This window comes from Flavobacterium denitrificans DSM 15936 (assembly GCF_000425445.1).
GTDB lineage: Bacteria > Bacteroidota > Bacteroidia > Flavobacteriales > Flavobacteriaceae > Flavobacterium > Flavobacterium denitrificans.
In genome coordinates, this window is the sequence record NZ_AUDL01000004.1 from 673197 (window position 1) to 691109 (window position 17913).

Annotated in this window: 14 protein-coding genes; 10 read left to right on the top strand and 4 right to left on the bottom strand. The window is 35.3% G+C overall.

All coding sequences use genetic code 11. The annotated features are described in order from the left end of the window. Nucleotides 1–10 precede the first annotated feature (10 nt). Nucleotides 11–1171: a lycopene cyclase family protein gene (locus H600_RS0103015; RefSeq protein ID WP_035108268.1), complete on the top strand. Its 1161-nt coding sequence runs from the start codon at nucleotides 11–13 to the stop codon at nucleotides 1169–1171. A gap of 151 nt (nucleotides 1172–1322) precedes the next feature. After that, complete coding sequence (locus tag H600_RS0103020) at nucleotides 1323–1733, top strand: BrxA/BrxB family bacilliredoxin (protein WP_026727407.1); 411 nt, start codon at nucleotides 1323–1325, stop codon at nucleotides 1731–1733. 170 nt (nucleotides 1734–1903) lie between these two features. On the opposite strand, the gene H600_RS0103025 is transcribed toward H600_RS0103020, so the two are convergent. From H600_RS0103025 to H600_RS0103035, 3 genes are read right to left on the bottom strand one after another with little or no spacing between them, the layout of a single operon-like run. Beyond that, entirely contained in the window at nucleotides 1904–3271 is a 1368-nt protein-coding gene (locus H600_RS0103025; RefSeq protein ID WP_026727408.1) for an efflux transporter outer membrane subunit, read from the bottom strand. Next, nucleotides 3264–6437 carry an efflux RND transporter permease subunit gene (locus H600_RS0103030; protein WP_026727409.1) on the bottom strand — a complete coding sequence of 1058 codons (3174 nt, stop codon included), beginning with the start codon at nucleotides 6435–6437 and terminating at the stop codon, nucleotides 3264–3266. The genes H600_RS0103025 and H600_RS0103030 overlap by 8 nt, the downstream gene beginning before the upstream one ends. A 20-nt stretch (nucleotides 6438–6457) precedes the next feature. Next, nucleotides 6458–7603, bottom strand: a complete 1146-nt coding sequence (locus tag H600_RS0103035) for an efflux RND transporter periplasmic adaptor subunit (RefSeq protein ID WP_026727410.1) — start codon at nucleotides 7601–7603, stop codon at nucleotides 6458–6460. Between the two features lie 249 nt (nucleotides 7604–7852). Between H600_RS0103035 and H600_RS0103045 the strand changes: the two genes are divergently transcribed. The 6 genes from H600_RS0103045 (at nucleotide 7853) to H600_RS0103070 (ending at nucleotide 14342) form a co-directional block, all read left to right on the top strand. Beyond that, entirely contained in the window at nucleotides 7853–8815 is a 963-nt protein-coding gene (locus H600_RS0103045) for a polyphosphate kinase 2 family protein (protein WP_026727411.1), read from the top strand. A 19-nt stretch (nucleotides 8816–8834) separates the two neighbouring features. Next, complete coding sequence (locus H600_RS21780) at nucleotides 8835–10517, top strand: SulP family inorganic anion transporter (protein ID WP_084157336.1); 1683 nt, start codon at nucleotides 8835–8837, stop codon at nucleotides 10515–10517. Nucleotides 10518–10686: 169 nt separating this feature from the next. After that, complete coding sequence (gene trhO / locus H600_RS0103055; protein WP_026727412.1) at nucleotides 10687–12045, top strand: oxygen-dependent tRNA uridine(34) hydroxylase TrhO; 1359 nt, start codon at nucleotides 10687–10689, stop codon at nucleotides 12043–12045. 25 nt (nucleotides 12046–12070) lie between these two features. Continuing rightward, nucleotides 12071–12505, top strand: a complete 435-nt coding sequence (gene tnpA, locus H600_RS0103060) for an IS200/IS605 family transposase (RefSeq protein ID WP_026727413.1) — start codon at nucleotides 12071–12073, stop codon at nucleotides 12503–12505. Nucleotides 12506–12870: 365 nt separating this feature from the next. Next, nucleotides 12871–14112, top strand: coding sequence for a peptidase U32 family protein (locus H600_RS0103065; RefSeq protein WP_026727414.1), 1242 nt, complete (start codon nucleotides 12871–12873; stop codon nucleotides 14110–14112). Continuing rightward, entirely contained in the window at nucleotides 14112–14342 is a 231-nt protein-coding gene (locus H600_RS0103070; protein ID WP_026727415.1) for a ferredoxin, read from the top strand. Before H600_RS0103065 ends, H600_RS0103070 begins: the two co-directional genes overlap by 1 nt. A gap of 83 nt (nucleotides 14343–14425) precedes the next feature. Here H600_RS0103070 and H600_RS0103075 read toward each other — a convergent pair whose 3' ends face one another. Then, a complete protein-coding gene (locus tag H600_RS0103075; protein ID WP_157509866.1) occupies nucleotides 14426–15742 on the bottom strand; it encodes a hypothetical protein in 1317 nt (438 codons plus the stop codon). Between the two features lie 313 nt (nucleotides 15743–16055). On the opposite strand from H600_RS0103075, the gene H600_RS0103080 reads away from it, so the two are divergent. Then, the gene (locus H600_RS0103080; RefSeq protein ID WP_026727417.1) at nucleotides 16056–17444 is read left to right on the top strand and encodes a PSP1 domain-containing protein; all 1389 of its coding nucleotides are present in this window, start codon (nucleotides 16056–16058) and stop codon (nucleotides 17442–17444) included. Continuing rightward, nucleotides 17428–17907, top strand: coding sequence for a gliding motility lipoprotein GldH (locus H600_RS0103085; protein WP_026727418.1), 480 nt, complete (start codon nucleotides 17428–17430; stop codon nucleotides 17905–17907). Before H600_RS0103080 ends, H600_RS0103085 begins: the two co-directional genes overlap by 17 nt. Nucleotides 17908–17913: the final 6 nt, after the last annotated feature.

A 17913-nucleotide genomic window follows, 5' to 3' on the forward strand; every position in this document is an offset into this window, starting at 1 on the left:
ATTTTTGAGAATGAATTCTTCGCAAATCAAACATTTCGATTACATTTTTACCGGAACTGGACTGGCATCTTTGATGACCGTTTATAAAATGGTTTTGTCTGGCAAATTCTCAGATAAATCAATATTATTGCTTGATAAAGATGCTAAGAAAACAAATGATAGAACTTGGTGTTTCTGGGAAAAAGAAGAATCCATTTGGAATTCGATTATCTCCAAAAAATGGGATTTGGCTTTGTTTGCCAATGAAAATTTCAAACGTGATTTAGATCTTAAACCGTATTCATACAATAAAATCAATGGTTTAGATTTCTATAATTTCGTTTTCGAGACGATTTCAAATCAGTCAAATATTACTTTTTTGAATGAAAAAGTAACGGATATCAACGAACTAGAAACCCATGTCTTTGTTGGAACAGAAGAAAACAGATATACCTGCGATTATTTATTCAACAGCATTTATACTAAGGCTTTCGCCGAAGGACAAACGAAATATCCTGTTTTGCAACAGCATTTTGTGGGCTGGTTTGTAAAAACAGAAAAAGAAGTTTTTAATCCTGAAAAAGTAACTTTCATGGATTTTTCGGTTGAACAAAAAGGCAATACAAGATTTATGTATGTTTTGCCAATTTCTAAAATCGAAGCTTTGGTCGAATATACGTTGTTTTCAGAAAAATTACTTCAGAAAGAAGAATATGAAAATGAAATTCAAATTTATTTGGAAAAACTCGGAGTAAATCAATTCGAAATAATCGAAAAAGAGCAGGGAAGTATCCCGATGACTTGTTATCCTTTTTGGAAAAAAAATACCAAAAGAGTTTTAAGCATTGGTACTGCCGGCGGTTGGACAAAAGCGAGTACGGGTTATACTTTTAAAAATTCGGATAAAAAATCTACAAAATTGGTTGAGTTTCTTCAAAACGAAAATCTGAAAATGAAGGATTTTCATAAAAAAAACCGTTTTTGGTTTTATGATTTATTGCTTTTGGATATTCTCTATCGCAATAATGAATTGGGAAGTTCTATTTTTTCTTCATTGTTCAAAAAAGGAAATACGAAGCTCATTTTTAAGTTTTTAGATGAAGAAACGAATCTGTTTGAAGATCTTCGAGTGATTATGAAATGCCCGAAAGTACTGTTTATAAAAGCTTTATTTAGAGTCGTTTTTAAATAAAAACAGACAGAATTTAGACTTTCAAGTTTATGACTTTTCAACTTTCGACTAAATCAATCGAACTATAACAAAACTTTATACTTGAAATTAAGGAGTTGCGAGTAAACTTTGTAACTTTGCAACTTAAAAGTAAAATTTAAAAGACAAGAATATGTATCCACAAGAAATGGTAAAACCAATGGAAGCTGAATTAACTTCTGCAGGTTTTCAAGATTTACATAGTGCTGAAGCTGTAGAAAATGCTATCAAAGCTGAAGGTACCACTTTAGTTGTTGTAAACTCTGTTTGCGGGTGCGCTGCAAGAAATGCACGTCCAGGAGCAAAAATGAGTTTAGATAATGCTAAAAAACCAGATCATTTAATCACTGTTTTTGCAGGTGTTGATAAAGAAGCTGTTGATGCTGCGAGACAACATATGTTTCCTTTTCCTCCATCATCGCCATCTATGGCTTTGTTCAAAAACGGAGAATTGGTTCACATGTTAGAGCGTCACCACATTGAAGGACGCCCAGCTGAAATGATCGCTGAGAATTTGCAAGACGCGTTTAACGAGTTTTGTTAATTTTTGAAGATGCTAAGATTCTAAGATGCTGAGAGTCTAAGTTTTTTTTAAGAAACAAAGATTCGCAGTATAAAGATTTAAAACAAAAAGCACTATGAAAATAGTGCTTTTTGTTGTTTTATGTGTTTAGTAAAAAACTCAGAATCTTAGAATCTCAGCAACTTAGAGACTTATAAATTCCATCCCCCTCCAAGTGCTTTATACAATTCAACCATTGAGCTTAATTGTCTTTCAGATAATTGAGCAAGGCTTAATTGCGCGTTAAACAAGTTGGTTTCAACATCTAAAACTTCTAAGTACGAAACATAACCGCTGTCATATCTTTCGCGGGAAAGATTAAAGTTTATCAAGGCAGCTTTAACTTGTCTGTCACGGGCTTTCCATTCTTCTTTATAGGTTCTGATGTTTTGAATCGATTGTTCTACTTCAGAAACGGCTCCGATATAGGTTTTTTGATAAATGAATTTGAATTGCTCTGCTTGTTGTCTGTTGATTTCAACTCTTCTTTTGTTTTTTCCAAAGGCGAATATTGGACCAGCAATTCCTGCTGATGCATTTTGTGCATACGAACTTCCCAAAAATAAATTGCTTAAATCTGCACTTGCAAATCCAGCAATTGCTGCTAAATTCAATGATGGAAAACGCATAGCTTGAGCAACGCCAATTCTTTCATTTGCTGCTTTATATCTTAATTCGGCAGCTTTCACGTCCGGTCTGTTTTCTAACAAAGCTGAAGGAAGTGATAACGGAATTTCGCTGACAATCTGCAATTCGGTATTGCTTTTTCCTCTTGGAATTTCAGTAGGAAGCTGACCAGTTAGCAAAGCAATTGCATTTTCTTGAAATGTAATTTGTCGCTGAATGTTTGGAATAGCAGCTTCGGCAATTGCAACTTGTTGTTCGATTTGTACTTTGTCAACTTCAGAAATATAACCATTTTTAAATCTTTGGTTTATGATTTCATAGTATTTCTCTCTGGTTTCAAGTGTTGACTTTGTAATTTCCAGCTGTTGGTCTAGATTTCGCATTTGAAAATAAGCAACAGCAATATTGGTTACAATTTCTGAAAGTACAACTTTACGCGCTTCTTCAGTAGCTAAAAGTTCGGCTTGAACAGCATTGTTTTCATGACGATATTTCCCCCAAAAATCAAGCTCCCAAGACATGCTTGCTCCAGCATTTGAAGGAGTGAAGTTTTTCTCGTTACTATTTATCGTTGCTCCATATTGAAAAGTTGGAAACAAGTCCGCTTTGGCATAACCCAATTCGGCACGAAGTTGATCGATTCTCGAAACTGCGATTTTTAGATCGTAGTTGTTTTCCAATCCTTTTTTAATGAGGTCTTTTAAAACATCATCATTAAATAAATCAAACCATTTTAAATTGGTTACCGATGCCAAGCTGTCTAAGTTTCTTTCATTTTTATAAGAATCAGACTTTTGCTGTTCTGGTCTGCTATATTTTGGCCCCACCATACAACCCACAGGAAATAGTACGAGGATAAATATAACGACGAGTATTTTATGTCTCTTAATCATGGTCTGCAGTATTTGATTCCACATTATTTCCTTCAGATACGATTGCGTCATCTTTCTTTTTTCCGATGTTTTCAATCATTACAAATAGACCTGGTACAATTAATACACCTAAAATAGTGGCAATTAACATACCGCTGAATACTGCCATTCCCATTACAATACGAGCTTGAGAACCGGCACCGGTAGCAGTCAATAACGGAACAACTCCAAGAATAAACGCAAATGCGGTCATCAAAATTGGTCGGAAACGAAGTCTTGCCGCAACCATTGCTGATTCATATAGTGGTTTGCCTTTTTCGTATTCTTCTTTGGCAAATTCCACAATAAGAATCGCATTTTTGGCGACTAGCCCAATGAGTAGTACAAGTCCGATTTGTGCAAATACATTATTCACATAAGCATCACTTCCAAATCTTGCCAGAAGCAATCCTAAAAACGCACCAAAAACGGCGAAAGGAGCTCCAAGCAATACACTAAAAGGCAGTTTCCAACTTTCGTACTGTGCGGCCAAAATCAAGAATACAAACACTAATGCCATTATGAAAACGGAACTTCCTCCAGGCGAATGTTTTTCCTGATAAGATAAGTTGATGTAATCAAAACTCATATCAGCAGGCAAAGTCTGTTTGGCAACTTCTTCGAGAGCAGTTAGGGCTTGTGCACTACTATAGCCATCATTCGGACTTCCACCAATCTCAGCAGATCTAAATAAATTTAGACGATTCGTAAAGTCAGGACCCGTAACTTTTGTAGCTGTAACCAAAGTTGAAACCGGTAACATATCACCTGTATTATTTTTTACATAAATGAGGTTCAAGTCTTCAGGTCTCACACGATCAACGGCTTCACCTTGAAGATAAACTTTATATTGACGTCCAAAACGGTTGAAGTCATTTACATAACTTCCACCAAGGAAAGCTCCTAACGCTTCGGTAACTTTAGAAACTGGAATACCCAATTTCATCGCTTTATCGTTATCAATTTCTAATTTTATCTGCGGTGTACCAGCATTGAAAGTGGTATAAATTCGTTTTATTTCTGGGCGCTGTTGTGCGGCAGCAATAAAGGCTTGAGTTTGTTCGGCCAAATATTGTGGTGTATTTCCTCCTCTGTCTTGTAGCATTAAGCTGAAACCAGCAGAGGCTCCTAAACCTTGAATCGCTGGTGGGCCAAAAGAAAAGGCAGTCGCTGTTGTAATTTGTGTAGCGAGTTTTTTGTTGAATCGATCTACAAATTGTTTTGCCGTTTCTTCTCGATCTTCCCAAGGTTTTAAAGAGATGAAAATGAATGCATTATTTGGTTGATAAGAATTGGTAAGCATACTAAATCCGTTTATCGTTGTATAAGATAAAATAGACTTTTCTTCTTTTAAGAAGCTATCGACCTTTTTCGAAATTTCATCTGTACGCTGTAATGATGATGCCGGTGGCAATGCAATGTTTACCAGTACATATCCTTGATCTTCTTCAGGAATAAATCCTAATGGGATTTTCTTTCCTAAGAAAGCTGTAGCGGCCAATATGACTGCAAGCAGTACAATGATTCGTATTGCTTTTTTTGCAAAAAATGTTGCTCCATTGATGTATTTTCCGGTTACTTTTTCAAAGATTCTATTAAATCCTGAAAAGAATTTTGCGAGCCAGCCTGTTTGCTCATCAAGAGGTTTAGTGGGTTTTAGCAACATGGCGCAGAGCGCGGGACTTAAAGATAATGCGCTAAATGCCGAGAAGGCGACCGAGACGGCAATGGTTATGGCAAACTGTTGATAAAAACGACCTGTGATTCCGGGCGTCATTGCAACAGGAATAAATACGGCACATAAAATTAATGCAATGGCGATTACAGGGCCAGATACCTCACGCATCGCCTGAACGGTGGCTTCCTTCGGAGTTTTTCCATGTTCTATATGATGAATAACGGCTTCAACAACCACAATCGCATCATCGACCACAATACCAATTGCTAATACTAATCCAAGAAGTGAAAGGGTATTGATAGAGAATCCTAACATTGGAAAAACCGCAATAGTTCCGATAAGCGAAACTGGAACAGTTATTAAAGGAATTAAGGTCGCGCGCCAGTTTTGAAGGAAAATGAAAACCACCAAAATTACTAATATAATTGCCTCAAAAAGAGTATGAACGATATCGTCGACCCCGGCGGTGATTGCCAAAGTTGTATCTAAAGATTCTTGATAAACAATATCATTTGGAAATTTTTCAGATAATTGCTTCATTGTGCTTTTTGCTGTTTCAGCTACATCAAGAGCATTACTTCCAGGCATTTGATACAAAGCAACAACGGCACTTGGTGAACTGTTTCTACGTGCTGTTGAACTATAGTTTTCTGTCCCAAGTTCAATTCGGGCAATATCACCCATTAAAACTTGAGCTCCGTCTTGTTTGCTTCGAACGACTATATTTCCAAATTCTTTTTCTGTAACTAATCGGTCTTGAAGGGTTACACCATAAGTGAATTCGGTGTTTGCTGGTGCCGGTTCTGCTCCAAATTTTCCTCCCGGACTAATCATGTTTTGCGAATTCAGTGCATTTTTGACATCCTCTACCGTAACGCCAAGTTTGCTCATCATGTCAGCTTTTAACCAAATACGCATTGAGTAGTCACTTCCTCCAAAAAGGGTAACTTCCCCAACTCCTTTAATACGTGCCAATTGATCAACGATGTTTATACTCGCATAATTGTTCAGAAATTTGGCATCATATTTCGGATTTGTTGATGTTACAGTAAATAACATCATCGGGAATGATAATGATTTTTTTACTACCACACCTTGTTGTTTTACACTCGAAGGCATAAAAGGAGCCGATTGGTTTTGCCTATTTTGGGTAAGCATATTAGCATTATCCAAATTGGTTCCAACATCAAAAGTTACCTCAATGGTACAAGCTCCATCAGAAGTGTTGATAGATTTCATGTACAACATGTTTTCAACACCATTTACTTTTTGCTCAATAGGAGTAGCAACGGCTTGTTCAACATTCAGGGCATTTGCTCCTGTAAATGATGTGGTAATTTTTACTACAGGAGGATTAATATCTGGATATTGTGAAATAGGCGTTTTTTGTAAAGCCAGTAATCCAAGTATTACAATAATAATACTGATTACAATAGCAACGATTGGTCTTCGAACGAAAAATTCTCCCATAATACTATGTATATAGATTATTATTTAATAGCTGCAGATTCAGTCTCACCTAATTGCCATTGAACAATTTTTGGTGTTATAATGCTTCCGTTTTTCAATAATGAAGTACCCCCCATGGCTATCTTGTCGCCAGGTTTTAAACCTTCTTCGATAATATATCCATTTTTAATGGCAGGGCCAGGTTTTACAATTTGCATTTGGACTTTATTATCATTCCCTAATACGTACACTTGATAAATTCCTTGCACTTCTATAACAGCGCGTTGTGGAATTACAATAGCATCTTTTCGGATGTCTGTAAGAAGTGCGATTTTTGCGTATTGTCCCGGACGAAGCAATTTATCTGGATTTGGGAACGCGGCTTCAAATGTTATAGCTCCAGTTGCAGGATCTATTTGTCGGTCGCTGAAGCTTACAGTTCCTGTTTGAGGATAAGTTGAACCATCAGACAATTTCAAAGTAACAGATGCTCCAGAACCTTTTAAAGGTGAGTCTGATTTTTTGAATTCTCTATAAAGACGCAAAAACTCTTGCTCGCTCATTGTAAAACGAACTCTCACATCTCCTAAATCAGAAATGGTATTCAAAATTGAAACAGCGCCAGGACGCACATAATCGCCAACTCTCACTTTAGAGATTCCGATTAATCCGGAAATTGGCGCTACAATTCGGCAGTAGCCTAATTCAATTTTTGCGTTTTGTACAGAGGCATCAGATGCTTTGATTTGAGCAATAGAAGCAGTGTATGCTGATTTGGCCGAAACGAGTTCTCTCTGGCTGACAGCATTCATTTTTGCCAGAGGAGTTATCATATCAAGATCGGATTTGGTTTTTGATAAAAGTGCCTGTGATTCGGCAGCATTTCCTTCGGCTTGATTAAGTTTTGCTTTATAGGGTAAAGGATCAATTGTGTATAGGAGTTGCCCTTTTGTGACAAAACTTCCTTCTTTAAAATTTACGCTTTCAATAACGCCATCGACTCGAGGATTAATTTGAATGTCTGATTGACCAAAAGTTTGTCCCGTGTATTCAGATTCAATTTTAACGTCCTGCTGTAATACGGTAGTTACGGAAATTTCTAAAGGCTTGGGTTGTGGCGGGGCTTCTTTTTTGCAGGATAGCAATAAAAAAAGTAAGAAAATCGATGGGAAGTAAAATTTGTTCATTTTTTTGAAATTTTTTGAAATTCTATTAAAACTCAACTAATTAAAAACCAAATAAATCCTAAGCTAAGTTAACATTTTTTTAATTAAAATTTTAAATATTATTTTCATTTTGATTTTTTTTTAAATTTATATTTAATTGATATCCAGAATCTAAAAAACCGATAAAAAGACGTAAATTGTCGTTAAAAAGCACTTTTTGTAAGAATATCGTTTTGTGCTCAAAATTCAAAATCTTAAATATTTGTAGTTATGTCAAAAAAAAATAAAAAAAATCAGGACAATGTAGATGCCGTTCCCGAAAATTTAAAAACATTAAGTAAGAAAGAATTGCTACATCGTGCCAAGAAGTTTTCAGAGCAATTTTGTGTTGGAGATGATAAAGATTTTACACTAAAAGATAAGCCAACGAATTATTTTGGCGATGAAAAAAAATCTGCCATAAAAGACACTTTGAAAATGGGCGTAAAAGCATTGGCTGCTATGCAGGAAACCCTTTATGCACAAGATAAATGGTCGGTTTTGGTTATTTTTCAGGCAATGGATGCTGCAGGAAAAGATGGCGCAATCAAGCATGTAATGTCTGGAATAAATCCTCAAGGCTGTCAAGTATCTTCTTTCAAAGCCCCAAGTTCTGAGGATCTAGATCATGATTATTTATGGCGTTGCCAAAAACATTTGCCAGAAAGAGGTCGAATAGGAATTTTTAACCGTTCGTACTATGAAGAAGTTTTAGTGGTTCGTGTGCACGAGCAGATATTGAAAGGGCAAAAAATTCCAGAAAAATTGATAAAAGAAAATATTTGGGAGAACCGTTTTGAAGATATTCGGAATTTTGAAAGATACTTAAACAGAAACGGAACAATTGTAATTAAGTTTTTTCTAAATGTTTCAAAAGAAGAGCAAAAAAACAGATTCATTGAACGTGTTGACAATCCAGATAAAAATTGGAAATTCAGCGCGTCAGATGCTAAAGAAAGAGGTTATTGGGATGATTATATGTTTGCTTATGAAGAGTTGATTAAAAATACATCAACCAAAAAATCGCCGTGGTATGTCATTCCTGCCGATAATAAATACTATGCTCGAATTGCAATTGCATCTGCCATTATTCACGCTCTAGATGAAATGGATTTAGAGTATCCAAAAGTAAGTGAAGATAAAATTGCAGAACTTAACGAGGTTAAAAAAGCCTTATTAGCAGAAAAAGATTAATTCTTAATTATCATTTTGAATGATGACTTCGAAACTTTTGCCCATTAAGGGTTGGGTTAAGGAATATAAATCAAAAAATCTTAAAAATGATTTTGTAGCAGGAGTAACACTTGCCGCATATGGAATTCCGGTTTCATTAGCTTATGCGACACTAGCTGGATTACCACCACAATTTGGTATTTATGGCTATCTTCTAGGAGGAATATTTTATGCTTTTTTAGGAACTAGCAAACAGCTTGCTATTGGGCCAACATCGGCAATTTCCTTATTGATTGGAACCACAATTGCGACAATGGCTAACGGCGATGTACAACGATGGTCTGAAATTGCTTCGCTTACAGCATTAGTTTTTGCCGTAATGGCTATCATTGCCTACATTTTAAGATTGAGTGGCATTATAAATTTTATTAGCGAAACGGTTTTGGTTGGATTCAAAGCTGGTGCTGCCATAACGATTGGTATGACCCAGTTGCCTAAATTATTTGGAGTAGTGGGCGGGGGCGACAATTTCCTGGAGCGTATTACTGTTCTATTTCGGCAAATTCCAGATCTTAATAGTGCCGTTTTGATTTTTGGTATTTTTGCTATAATATTATTAATCATTGGTGAGAAATTAGCACCCGGCCGACCAGTTGCAATTTTAATTGTTGTTTTGTCTATTGTACTTGTTTCGACAACATCATTAAAAAATAGTGGTTTTAAAACAGTTGGTACTATTCCGACAGGGCTTCCAGAATTTCATATGCCGTCTATAATGATTCGGGATGTTGATGGAGTTTTGCTTCTTGCCATGGCCTGTTTTTTATTGTCTTATATTGAAAGTGTTTCTGCCGGAAGAACATTGGCACAAAAAAATGGATATGTTATTGATCCGCGCCAAGAACTTTTAGCCCTTGGAATTGCAAATGCGGCCGTCGCTTTTGGACAAGGTTATCCTGTTGCTGGCGGATTATCACAATCGGCGGTAAATGATACTGCTGGCGCAAAAAGTCCAATATCTCTTTTATTTTGTTCGGCTACAATTGCAATCTGCCTTTTGTTTTTAACAGGATATCTCCAAAACCTGCCAACTGTAATTTTGGCCTCAATAGTTTTGGTGGCTATTCGAGGTCTTGTTGATTTTAAAGAGATAAAATACCTCTACAAAAGAGACAAGCAGGAATTCATCGTAGCAATGATTGCACTGTTAGGAGTACTTATTTGGGGAATTTTGACAGGTGTATTGCTGGCCGCAATGTTTACTTTGTTGCTTTTGCTGAAAGCGGCCTCAAAGCCGAATGTAGCTTTTTTAGGCAGAGTCCCAGGGACAAAACTTTATACCGATTTAGAAAGACATCCGGATAACGAAAAAATTGAAAACATATTGATCGTGAGGATTGAATCGTCAATATTTTATTTTAATGCCGAATATATCAAAGAAAAAATCTGGGAGAAAATATATAGCGAACCACATTCATTAAAAACGGTAATATTAGATCTTAATTCGTCTCCTCGCGTTGATATTGCTGGAACACGTTTCTTAAAAAACTTATTTTTTGATTTAGATGCCAAAAATATTGTGCTCAAAATAGCTGAAGCACGTTCAGAGGTTCGTGATAGTCTAAGAGCAGAGAATTTGGAATCTTTTATGGGCCACATAAGCCGTTCTGTTTCAGTTGATGACTTGGTTGCTCGTGCTTCTGAAGCAGAGAATAAATCCTGATTTTATTTGAAAATGTTGGTGCTGATTGTTTGGATTTTTAAAAGATGTTAAAAAAATCAGATAATTAGGGCAATAGGATTTTTAATCTCAAAATAAACCCTATTTTTGCAGCAGATTTTCAGAAAAATCTAAAATAACATATATTCTTAAACTTAAAACTGTTTATAGCATGCAACTGTATAACACTTTGAGCGCAGAAGAAAGAGCCATCATGATTGATGATGCAGGACAACAACGACTAACGTTGTCTTTCTATGCGTATGCCAAAATTCAAGATCCACAAAAATTTCGTAACGATTTATTTATTGCCTGGAATGCCTTAGATGCATTAGGCCGAATTTATGTTGCTTCTGAAGGAATAAATGCGCAAATGAGTATTCCTGAAGAAAATTTGGAGGCTTTTAGAGCAACTCTTGAAGTTTATGATTTCATGAAAGGCATTCGTTTGAATGAAGCTGTAGAGCATGATGACCATTCCTTTTTAAAATTAACTATCAAAGTGCGTCACAAAATCGTTGCCGACGGTTTAAATGATGATACTTTTGATGTAACCAATATAGGCGTTCACTTGAAAGCCAAAGAATTCAACGAGATTCTTGATGATCCAAATACGATTGTTGTTGATTTTAGAAATCACTATGAAAGTGAAGTTGGGCATTTTAAAGGAGCTATAACTCCAGATGTTGAGACATTTAGAGAAAGCCTTCCTATTATCAATGAGCAACTTAAAGATCACAAAGACGATAAAAATCTGGTAATGTATTGTACTGGAGGTATTCGTTGCGAGAAAGCGAGTGCTTATTTCAAACACCAAGGCTTTAAAAACGTTTATCAATTAGAAGGTGGTATTATTAATTACGCTAAACAATTGAAAGAAGAAGGTTTAGAAAGTAAATTCATTGGTAAAAACTTCGTATTTGATAATCGTCTAGGGGAAAGAATTACAGATGATATTGTTTCGCAATGCCATCAATGTGGAAAACCTTGCGATAATCACACAAACTGCGAAAATGACGGATGCCATTTATTGTTCATTCAATGTGATGAATGTAAAGCGGCAATGGAAAACTGTTGTTCTACAGAATGTTTAGAAATCATCCACATGCCTCTAGTTGACCAAGTTCGTTTAAGAACCGGAAAACAAGTTGGAAACAAAGTGTTTAGAAAAGGAAAATCGGAGAATCTAAAATTCAAACATTCGGGCGACTTGCCAGAAACTGCTTTGGCAACTGCACAAAAACAGGCTGATATCCGTCAGAAAATAAAAGTAAAAAAAGTACTCCTTGGAAAAGCGGAACATTACTATGTAAAAGCACAAGTTGGACAATTTACTGTTGAAAATCATGAATTAAACGTTGGTGATAAAATCCTTATTTCGGGTCCAACAACAGGAGATCAGGAATTGGTTTTGGATAAGATCATTGTTAATGGAGCAGAAACTCAATCTGCTAAAGTTGGTGATAAAGTTACTTTTGAGGTTCCTTTTCGTATTCGTTTGTCAGATAAATTGTATAAAATTATAAATTAGCATAAATTTTTATGCTAATTTATTTATGTCACAATCATTTACCAAATTATGGATTCATGCTATTTGGGCAACCAAAAATCGTAAGGAATTAATTGATTATTCAATTGAGAAAAATTTGTACGATTTCATTTGGCAAGACCTAACTGAACTTGGATGTTCCGTTAGAATCATTAATGGAATGCCAGATCATGTGCATGTTTTATTTTTACAAAATCCGCAAAAAACTATTACAGACATTGTAAAGCAAATAAAAGGAAGTTCTTCTCATTTTATGAATAGAGGGGAATTTATCCTTGAAAAATTTGCGTGGCAGACAGGCTTTGGCGCTTTTTCTGTCAGCGAATCTCAGTTAAATGTTGTTTACAATTACATTAAAAATCAAAAGGAACATCATCTTGCGAAAAATGGACAAGATGAATTTGATGGATTTGTAAAGCTACATGGATTGGGAAATAAATGATTTGCTGGACTTTACAATACGTTCCCCGTGGTTAAAACCACGGGCTATATTTGAAAAATATACGCAAAGAAGAACATAGTCTGCGGTTTCAACCGCAGGGACGCAAGGAATGTTGACAACGATATGTTTCCCGTGGTTGAAACCACGGGCTATATTTGACAAAACATATGCAAAGAAGAACATAGCCTGCGGTTTCAACCGCAGGGACGCAACGGATATCTACAAAGATTATTAATACATCTGCGAATAACTTTTAAAATAAAAACTATGATATAAATCATAGGAATCAGATCTACCCCATATTATTTTTGTCAATTGTTAGATGACTGATTAAAAAACATTTCATCGAAATAATAGAATCAAAAATGACTATTACAAACAAAATCGAACTCATGTCTCCAGCCGGAGATTTTGAATCACTTCAGGCTGCGCTAGATAATGGTGCAGATTCCGTATATTTTGGAGTTGAACAACTTAACATGCGTGCACGTTCAACGGTAAATTTTACTATCGAAGATTTAAAAGAAATTGCCAATCGATGCGAAGCCAAAAATGTTCGCAGCTATCTTACATTAAATACGATTATTTATGATCACGATTTATCGGTTGTGAAAACATTATTGACCAAAGCCAAAGAAGCAAATATTACAGCAGTAATTGCATCAGATCAAGCCGTAATTGCAATGGCAAGATCGATTGGAATGGAAGTTCATATTTCGACTCAATTGAATGTGACTAATATCGAAACCATTAAATTCTACAGTTTATTTGCAGATACAATGGTTTTAAGTCGCGAGTTGAGTTTACGTCAAGTAAAGAAAATCACAGAACAAATTGAAAAAGAACAGATCAAAGGGCCAAACGGAAATTTAGTAGAGATAGAAATTTTTGGCCACGGAGCTTTATGTATGGCAGTTTCAGGAAAATGTTATTTGAGTTTGCATTCGCATAATTCATCTGCAAATCGTGGTGCTTGCAAACAAAACTGTCGAAAAAAATATACCGTAATCGATCAGGAAACAGGTTTCGAAATCGAATTGGATAACGAATACATGATGTCGCCGAAGGATTTGTGTACGCTTGATTTCTTAGATCAGGTAATTGATTCCGGAATTCAGGTATTAAAAATCGAAGGACGAGGCCGTGCGCCGGAATATGTGGCAACGGTTATAAAAACGTATCGTCAAGCAATTGATGCATACTACGAGGGAACTTTCTCAAAAGAGAAAACCGCAGTTTGGATGGAGGCTTTAAAGACAGTTTACAATCGTGGTTTCTGGTCTGGATATTATTTGGGACAAGAACTAGGTGAATGGAGTGATATTCCGGGCTCAGCAGCAACGCAGAAAAAGGTTTATGTTGGAAAAGGAACGCATTATTTCCCAAAAGCCGAAATTGGACAATTCAAAATTGAAGCTTACGATATTAAAATTGGAGATAAAATCTTAGTTACCGGACCAAGTACAGGCGCTCAGGAAATGATTATCGACGAAATGTTTGTAAACGATCTTTCGGCAGAAAAAGCAACCAAAGGAGACGATTGTACCTTCAAACTGCCTTTTAGAATCAGAATGTCGGATAAGTTGTATAAAATTGTTGATGCATAATGGTTATTATTACTTTACAAAGAGACAAATGCATTGGCTGTAATTATTGTGTCGAAATGGATCCGGCACATTTTCAGATGTCAAAAAAAGACGGAAAATCAGTATTGCTTCATTCGCAGAATGCAAAAGGATTTTTTACACTTAAATCCCCAAATCATGTAATTGTAGAAAGCTGTGAATTGGCCGCAAAAGCTTGTCCGGTTAAGATTATTACGGTGAAAGAAACTTAGAAGTTCATTATTCATATAAAATAAAAGAGCCGTCTCGTTTTTTTACGCGACGACTCTTTTCGTATTTAAACATTTTGAGTGTTTTAGGGTATGCTATTTTCTTCAATTTCGTTCCATTCTTCGGCTGTCCAAAATAAGGCAATATGAAGATTGTATAAACCGATAGCCGCATAAGTTATTAAGCAAGTATAATAGAGACCGTTAGTCAAATCTAGATATAAAGTGAATAACGCGATAAAACCCAATAATGCTAAAACAATTCGAATCCCAATTCTGACATATAATATTAAAATATAAAGTGCTGCAAATATTGCAATCACATAAATTAAGTTTTCACGACTAAGGCCTAATTCAATAAACCTTTTAATTGCATAAGCACTTGACAGCAATAAAATAAATATCTGGAGATAAGATCTGTTCTGTTGCTCGATATCTTCTATCTCTAAAAATTCAGAATCAGTTAAAGGAGTTCTTTTTCGAAAATAAAACAATAACGTAAATAGATTAATTACTGGAGCAAAACTTAAGAGATAGATCCATAAAGGTCTTCTTCGTAGTGCTGTCAATTGTAAAAGCAATAGTTGAGAAAATAATAAATATGCAAATGTAATTTGAGTGATAGTACGGAAAAGATTATAAAGATTACCAATAATACTTTGGGCGCTCGAAGGCATAAATTCAAATGAAGATGGTGAAAAGTATTCTGTGGAATAGATATATACTGAAAGTAGGCTAGTAAATAAAAATATAAAATGAATAGTAAATTTTTTCTTTGTCAATAAAATCGCAGAAGGCATTCTTTTAAAGTTTTTGAAAGAAAGCCCAGCATCTGCCAGAAATAAAAAATAGAAAAAAGAGAGCGGAACAAAAACTCGTGTAAGTATCATTCCGTATGAATAAAGAGGAGCCAGAAAATCGCTAGACAAGAATACAACACTTCCCACTTTTTGATAGAGCTGATTTATGCTAACTAAACCAATCATTCCGATTAAAAATCCCATAAAATTTATTTTTTCACCGAAGAGAATTTTGCCTCTTAATGCTCCATACAAAACATAGCAATGAAAATAACTCAAAATTATAAAGGGTAAGAAAAAAGGGCTCTTGAGGACAGATTCATAAAGATCTGAATAGGCAATAACAGTATCTATCCCAATTGATGGTAGAGCAAGCAAAACAATAAATTTAATCTTGTCGTATTTTTTTAAATAGATAGCTTCCCAGCAGAGTATTGTGAACGTAATCAAGATGTCAAAAAGCAAATTTACGGTCTTTACCCAAAATGGAAGTTCAGTAAAAGGTTCAAACATCCCAAGTAATCCAGGACCTCCTAATTTTGAAGTGTTGAAATGGTTTGTGATAAATTGCTTGATAATAAAAAGGAGGGCAATAAATGCCAAAGGCAAAAGAATCTTTTTGAATTTGGAAAAATTAAAATCATTAAAATAATTCGACTCATCTTTTTGGTGGTCTAGTACTGTTTCAGTGTTCATGATTGGTTAAGTTTCGTTTTTGGGTTTGATTAATGGTTTTGTACAAGTAAACTTAACAAATTTTGTTTTCCATTCAGAATTATTTCGGGATAGTAAACATCTTTTTTTATTTAACAAACCATTAGTTTTAATCCATATAGAGCAAAATAAAAAAAATACTATCTTTACCGATTAAACGTTTATGAACTTAAGCCATGTTTAATGGCACTACATATATATTATGGCATGTACAAGTTGTTCAACCTCAGATGGTGGCGCACCAAAGGGTTGTAAAAATAATGGGACTTGCGGCACCGATAGCTGCAATAAATTGACGGTTTTTGACTGGCTTTCAAACATGAGTCCGTCTAATGGAGAGGCGATTTTTGATTGTGTTGAGGTTCGTTTTAAAAACGGTCGTAAGGAATTTTTTAGAAATTCTGAGAAATTGACTTTAAGTATTGGCGACATTGTAGCAACTGTTGCTTCGCCAGGACATGATATTGGAATTGTGACTCTTACAGGCGAATTGGTAAAAATTCAAATGAAGAAAAAAGGAGTAAATCATGAAAGTAATGATGTTCCAAAAATTTACAGAAAAGCATCTCAAAAAGATATCGACATTTGGTCTGTAGCACGTGATCGCGAGGAGCCAATGAAGGTTCGTGCGCGTGAATTGGCAATTCAGCATAAATTAGAAATGAAAATTTCGGATATCGAATTTCAAGGTGATGGATCAAAAGCAACTTTCTATTACACAGCAAATGATCGTGTCGATTTTAGAATGCTGATTAAGGATTTTGCTAAAGAATTCAGTACGAGAGTCGAAATGAAACAAGTTGGTTTCCGTCAGGAAGCGGCTCGTTTAGGAGGAGTTGGTTCTTGCGGGCGTGAGCTTTGCTGTTCGACTTGGTTGACTGATTTTAGAAGTGTTAACACTTCTGCGGCGCGTTATCAGCAGTTGTCATTAAATCCTCAGAAATTAGCAGGACAATGCGGTAAATTAAAATGTTGTTTGAATTATGAGCTAGACACGTACATGGATGCCTTAAAAGATTTTCCTGATTACGATACCAAATTAATTACTGAAAAAGGAGATGCTGTTTGTCAAAAACAGGATATTTTCAAAGGATTGATGTGGTTTGCATACACGAACAATTTTGCGAACTGGCATGTTTTAAAAATTGACCAGGTAAAAGAAATTATTGCTGAGAATAAACAGAAAAACAAAGTTTCTTCTTTAGAAGATTTTGCAATCGAAGTAACATCAGAGCCTGAAAAAGACTTCAATAATGCAATGGGTCAAGAGAGCTTAACTCGTTTTGACCAACCAAAAAGAAAGAAAAAACCGAACCGCAAACGCAAGCAAAATGCTGAGGCCTCGGGCGTTGCAACTCCGGCAAAACCACAGCAGGAGAAAAACAATAATATAAAACCTGCAGGAAATAACAACCAGAATGCAAATCCAAATCAGCAGGGAAAACCTAATAATCCAAATAAACAAAATCATAAGAATAAGCACAAGAATTCGAATAAATCAAATAATCCGAATCCACAAAATTCAAGTGATAACAAATCTGCTGAGCCTAGAAAACCAATAATTATTACTAAAAATGAGAATAAAAAATAGCGGAATTCTTTTGCTGGCCGCAATACTTCTTTTCTCTTGTGATAAGAAAAGAGTGTTTGACGAGTACAAATCGGTTGGACGCGCTTGGCACAAAGACAGCGTTGTTACTTTTGATTTGCCGGTTTTAGATTCGACCAAAAAATACAATTTATTTGTAAATTTGAGAGACAACAACAATTACCCTTTCAATAATTTGTTTTTGATTGTTGCTATTGAAACACCAAGTGGTTTTACAAAAGTAGATACCTTAGAATATCAAATGGCAAATCCAGACGGAACTTTATTAGGAAACGGTTTTACAGACATAAAAGAAAGTAAGCTGTATTATAAAGAAGATGTGAAATTTAAAGGAAAATACAAAGTTCATATCAAACAAGCTGTTAGAGAATCAGGTAAAATCCCTGGTGTTGAAGCTTTAGAAGGTATTACAGACGTAGGTTTTAGAATAGAACAAAAAGATTAGAAATAG

Bases quoted from the DNA above. Each gene is read 5' to 3' on its own strand.
- H600_RS0103015 (WP_035108268.1), top strand. From the start codon at position 11: ATGAATTCTTCGCAAATCAAACATTTCGATTACATTTTTACCGGAACT.
- H600_RS0103020 (WP_026727407.1), top strand. From the start codon at position 1,323: ATGTATCCACAAGAAATGGTAAAACCAATGGAAGCTGAATTAACTTCT.
- H600_RS0103025 (WP_026727408.1), bottom strand. From the start codon at position 3,271: ATGATTAAGAGACATAAAATACTCGTCGTTATATTTATCCTCGTACTA.
- H600_RS0103030 (WP_026727409.1), bottom strand. From the start codon at position 6,437: ATGGGAGAATTTTTCGTTCGAAGACCAATCGTTGCTATTGTAATCAGT.
- H600_RS0103035 (WP_026727410.1), bottom strand. From the start codon at position 7,603: ATGAACAAATTTTACTTCCCATCGATTTTCTTACTTTTTTTATTGCTA.
- H600_RS0103045 (WP_026727411.1), top strand. From the start codon at position 7,853: ATGTCAAAAAAAAATAAAAAAAATCAGGACAATGTAGATGCCGTTCCC.
- H600_RS21780 (WP_084157336.1), top strand. From the start codon at position 8,835: ATGATGACTTCGAAACTTTTGCCCATTAAGGGTTGGGTTAAGGAATAT.
- trhO (WP_026727412.1), top strand. From the start codon at position 10,687: ATGCAACTGTATAACACTTTGAGCGCAGAAGAAAGAGCCATCATGATT.
- tnpA (WP_026727413.1), top strand. From the start codon at position 12,071: ATGTCACAATCATTTACCAAATTATGGATTCATGCTATTTGGGCAACC.
- H600_RS0103065 (WP_026727414.1), top strand. From the start codon at position 12,871: ATGACTATTACAAACAAAATCGAACTCATGTCTCCAGCCGGAGATTTT.
- H600_RS0103070 (WP_026727415.1), top strand. From the start codon at position 14,112: ATGGTTATTATTACTTTACAAAGAGACAAATGCATTGGCTGTAATTAT.
- H600_RS0103080 (WP_026727417.1), top strand. From the start codon at position 16,056: ATGGCATGTACAAGTTGTTCAACCTCAGATGGTGGCGCACCAAAGGGT.
- H600_RS0103085 (WP_026727418.1), top strand. From the start codon at position 17,428: ATGAGAATAAAAAATAGCGGAATTCTTTTGCTGGCCGCAATACTTCTT.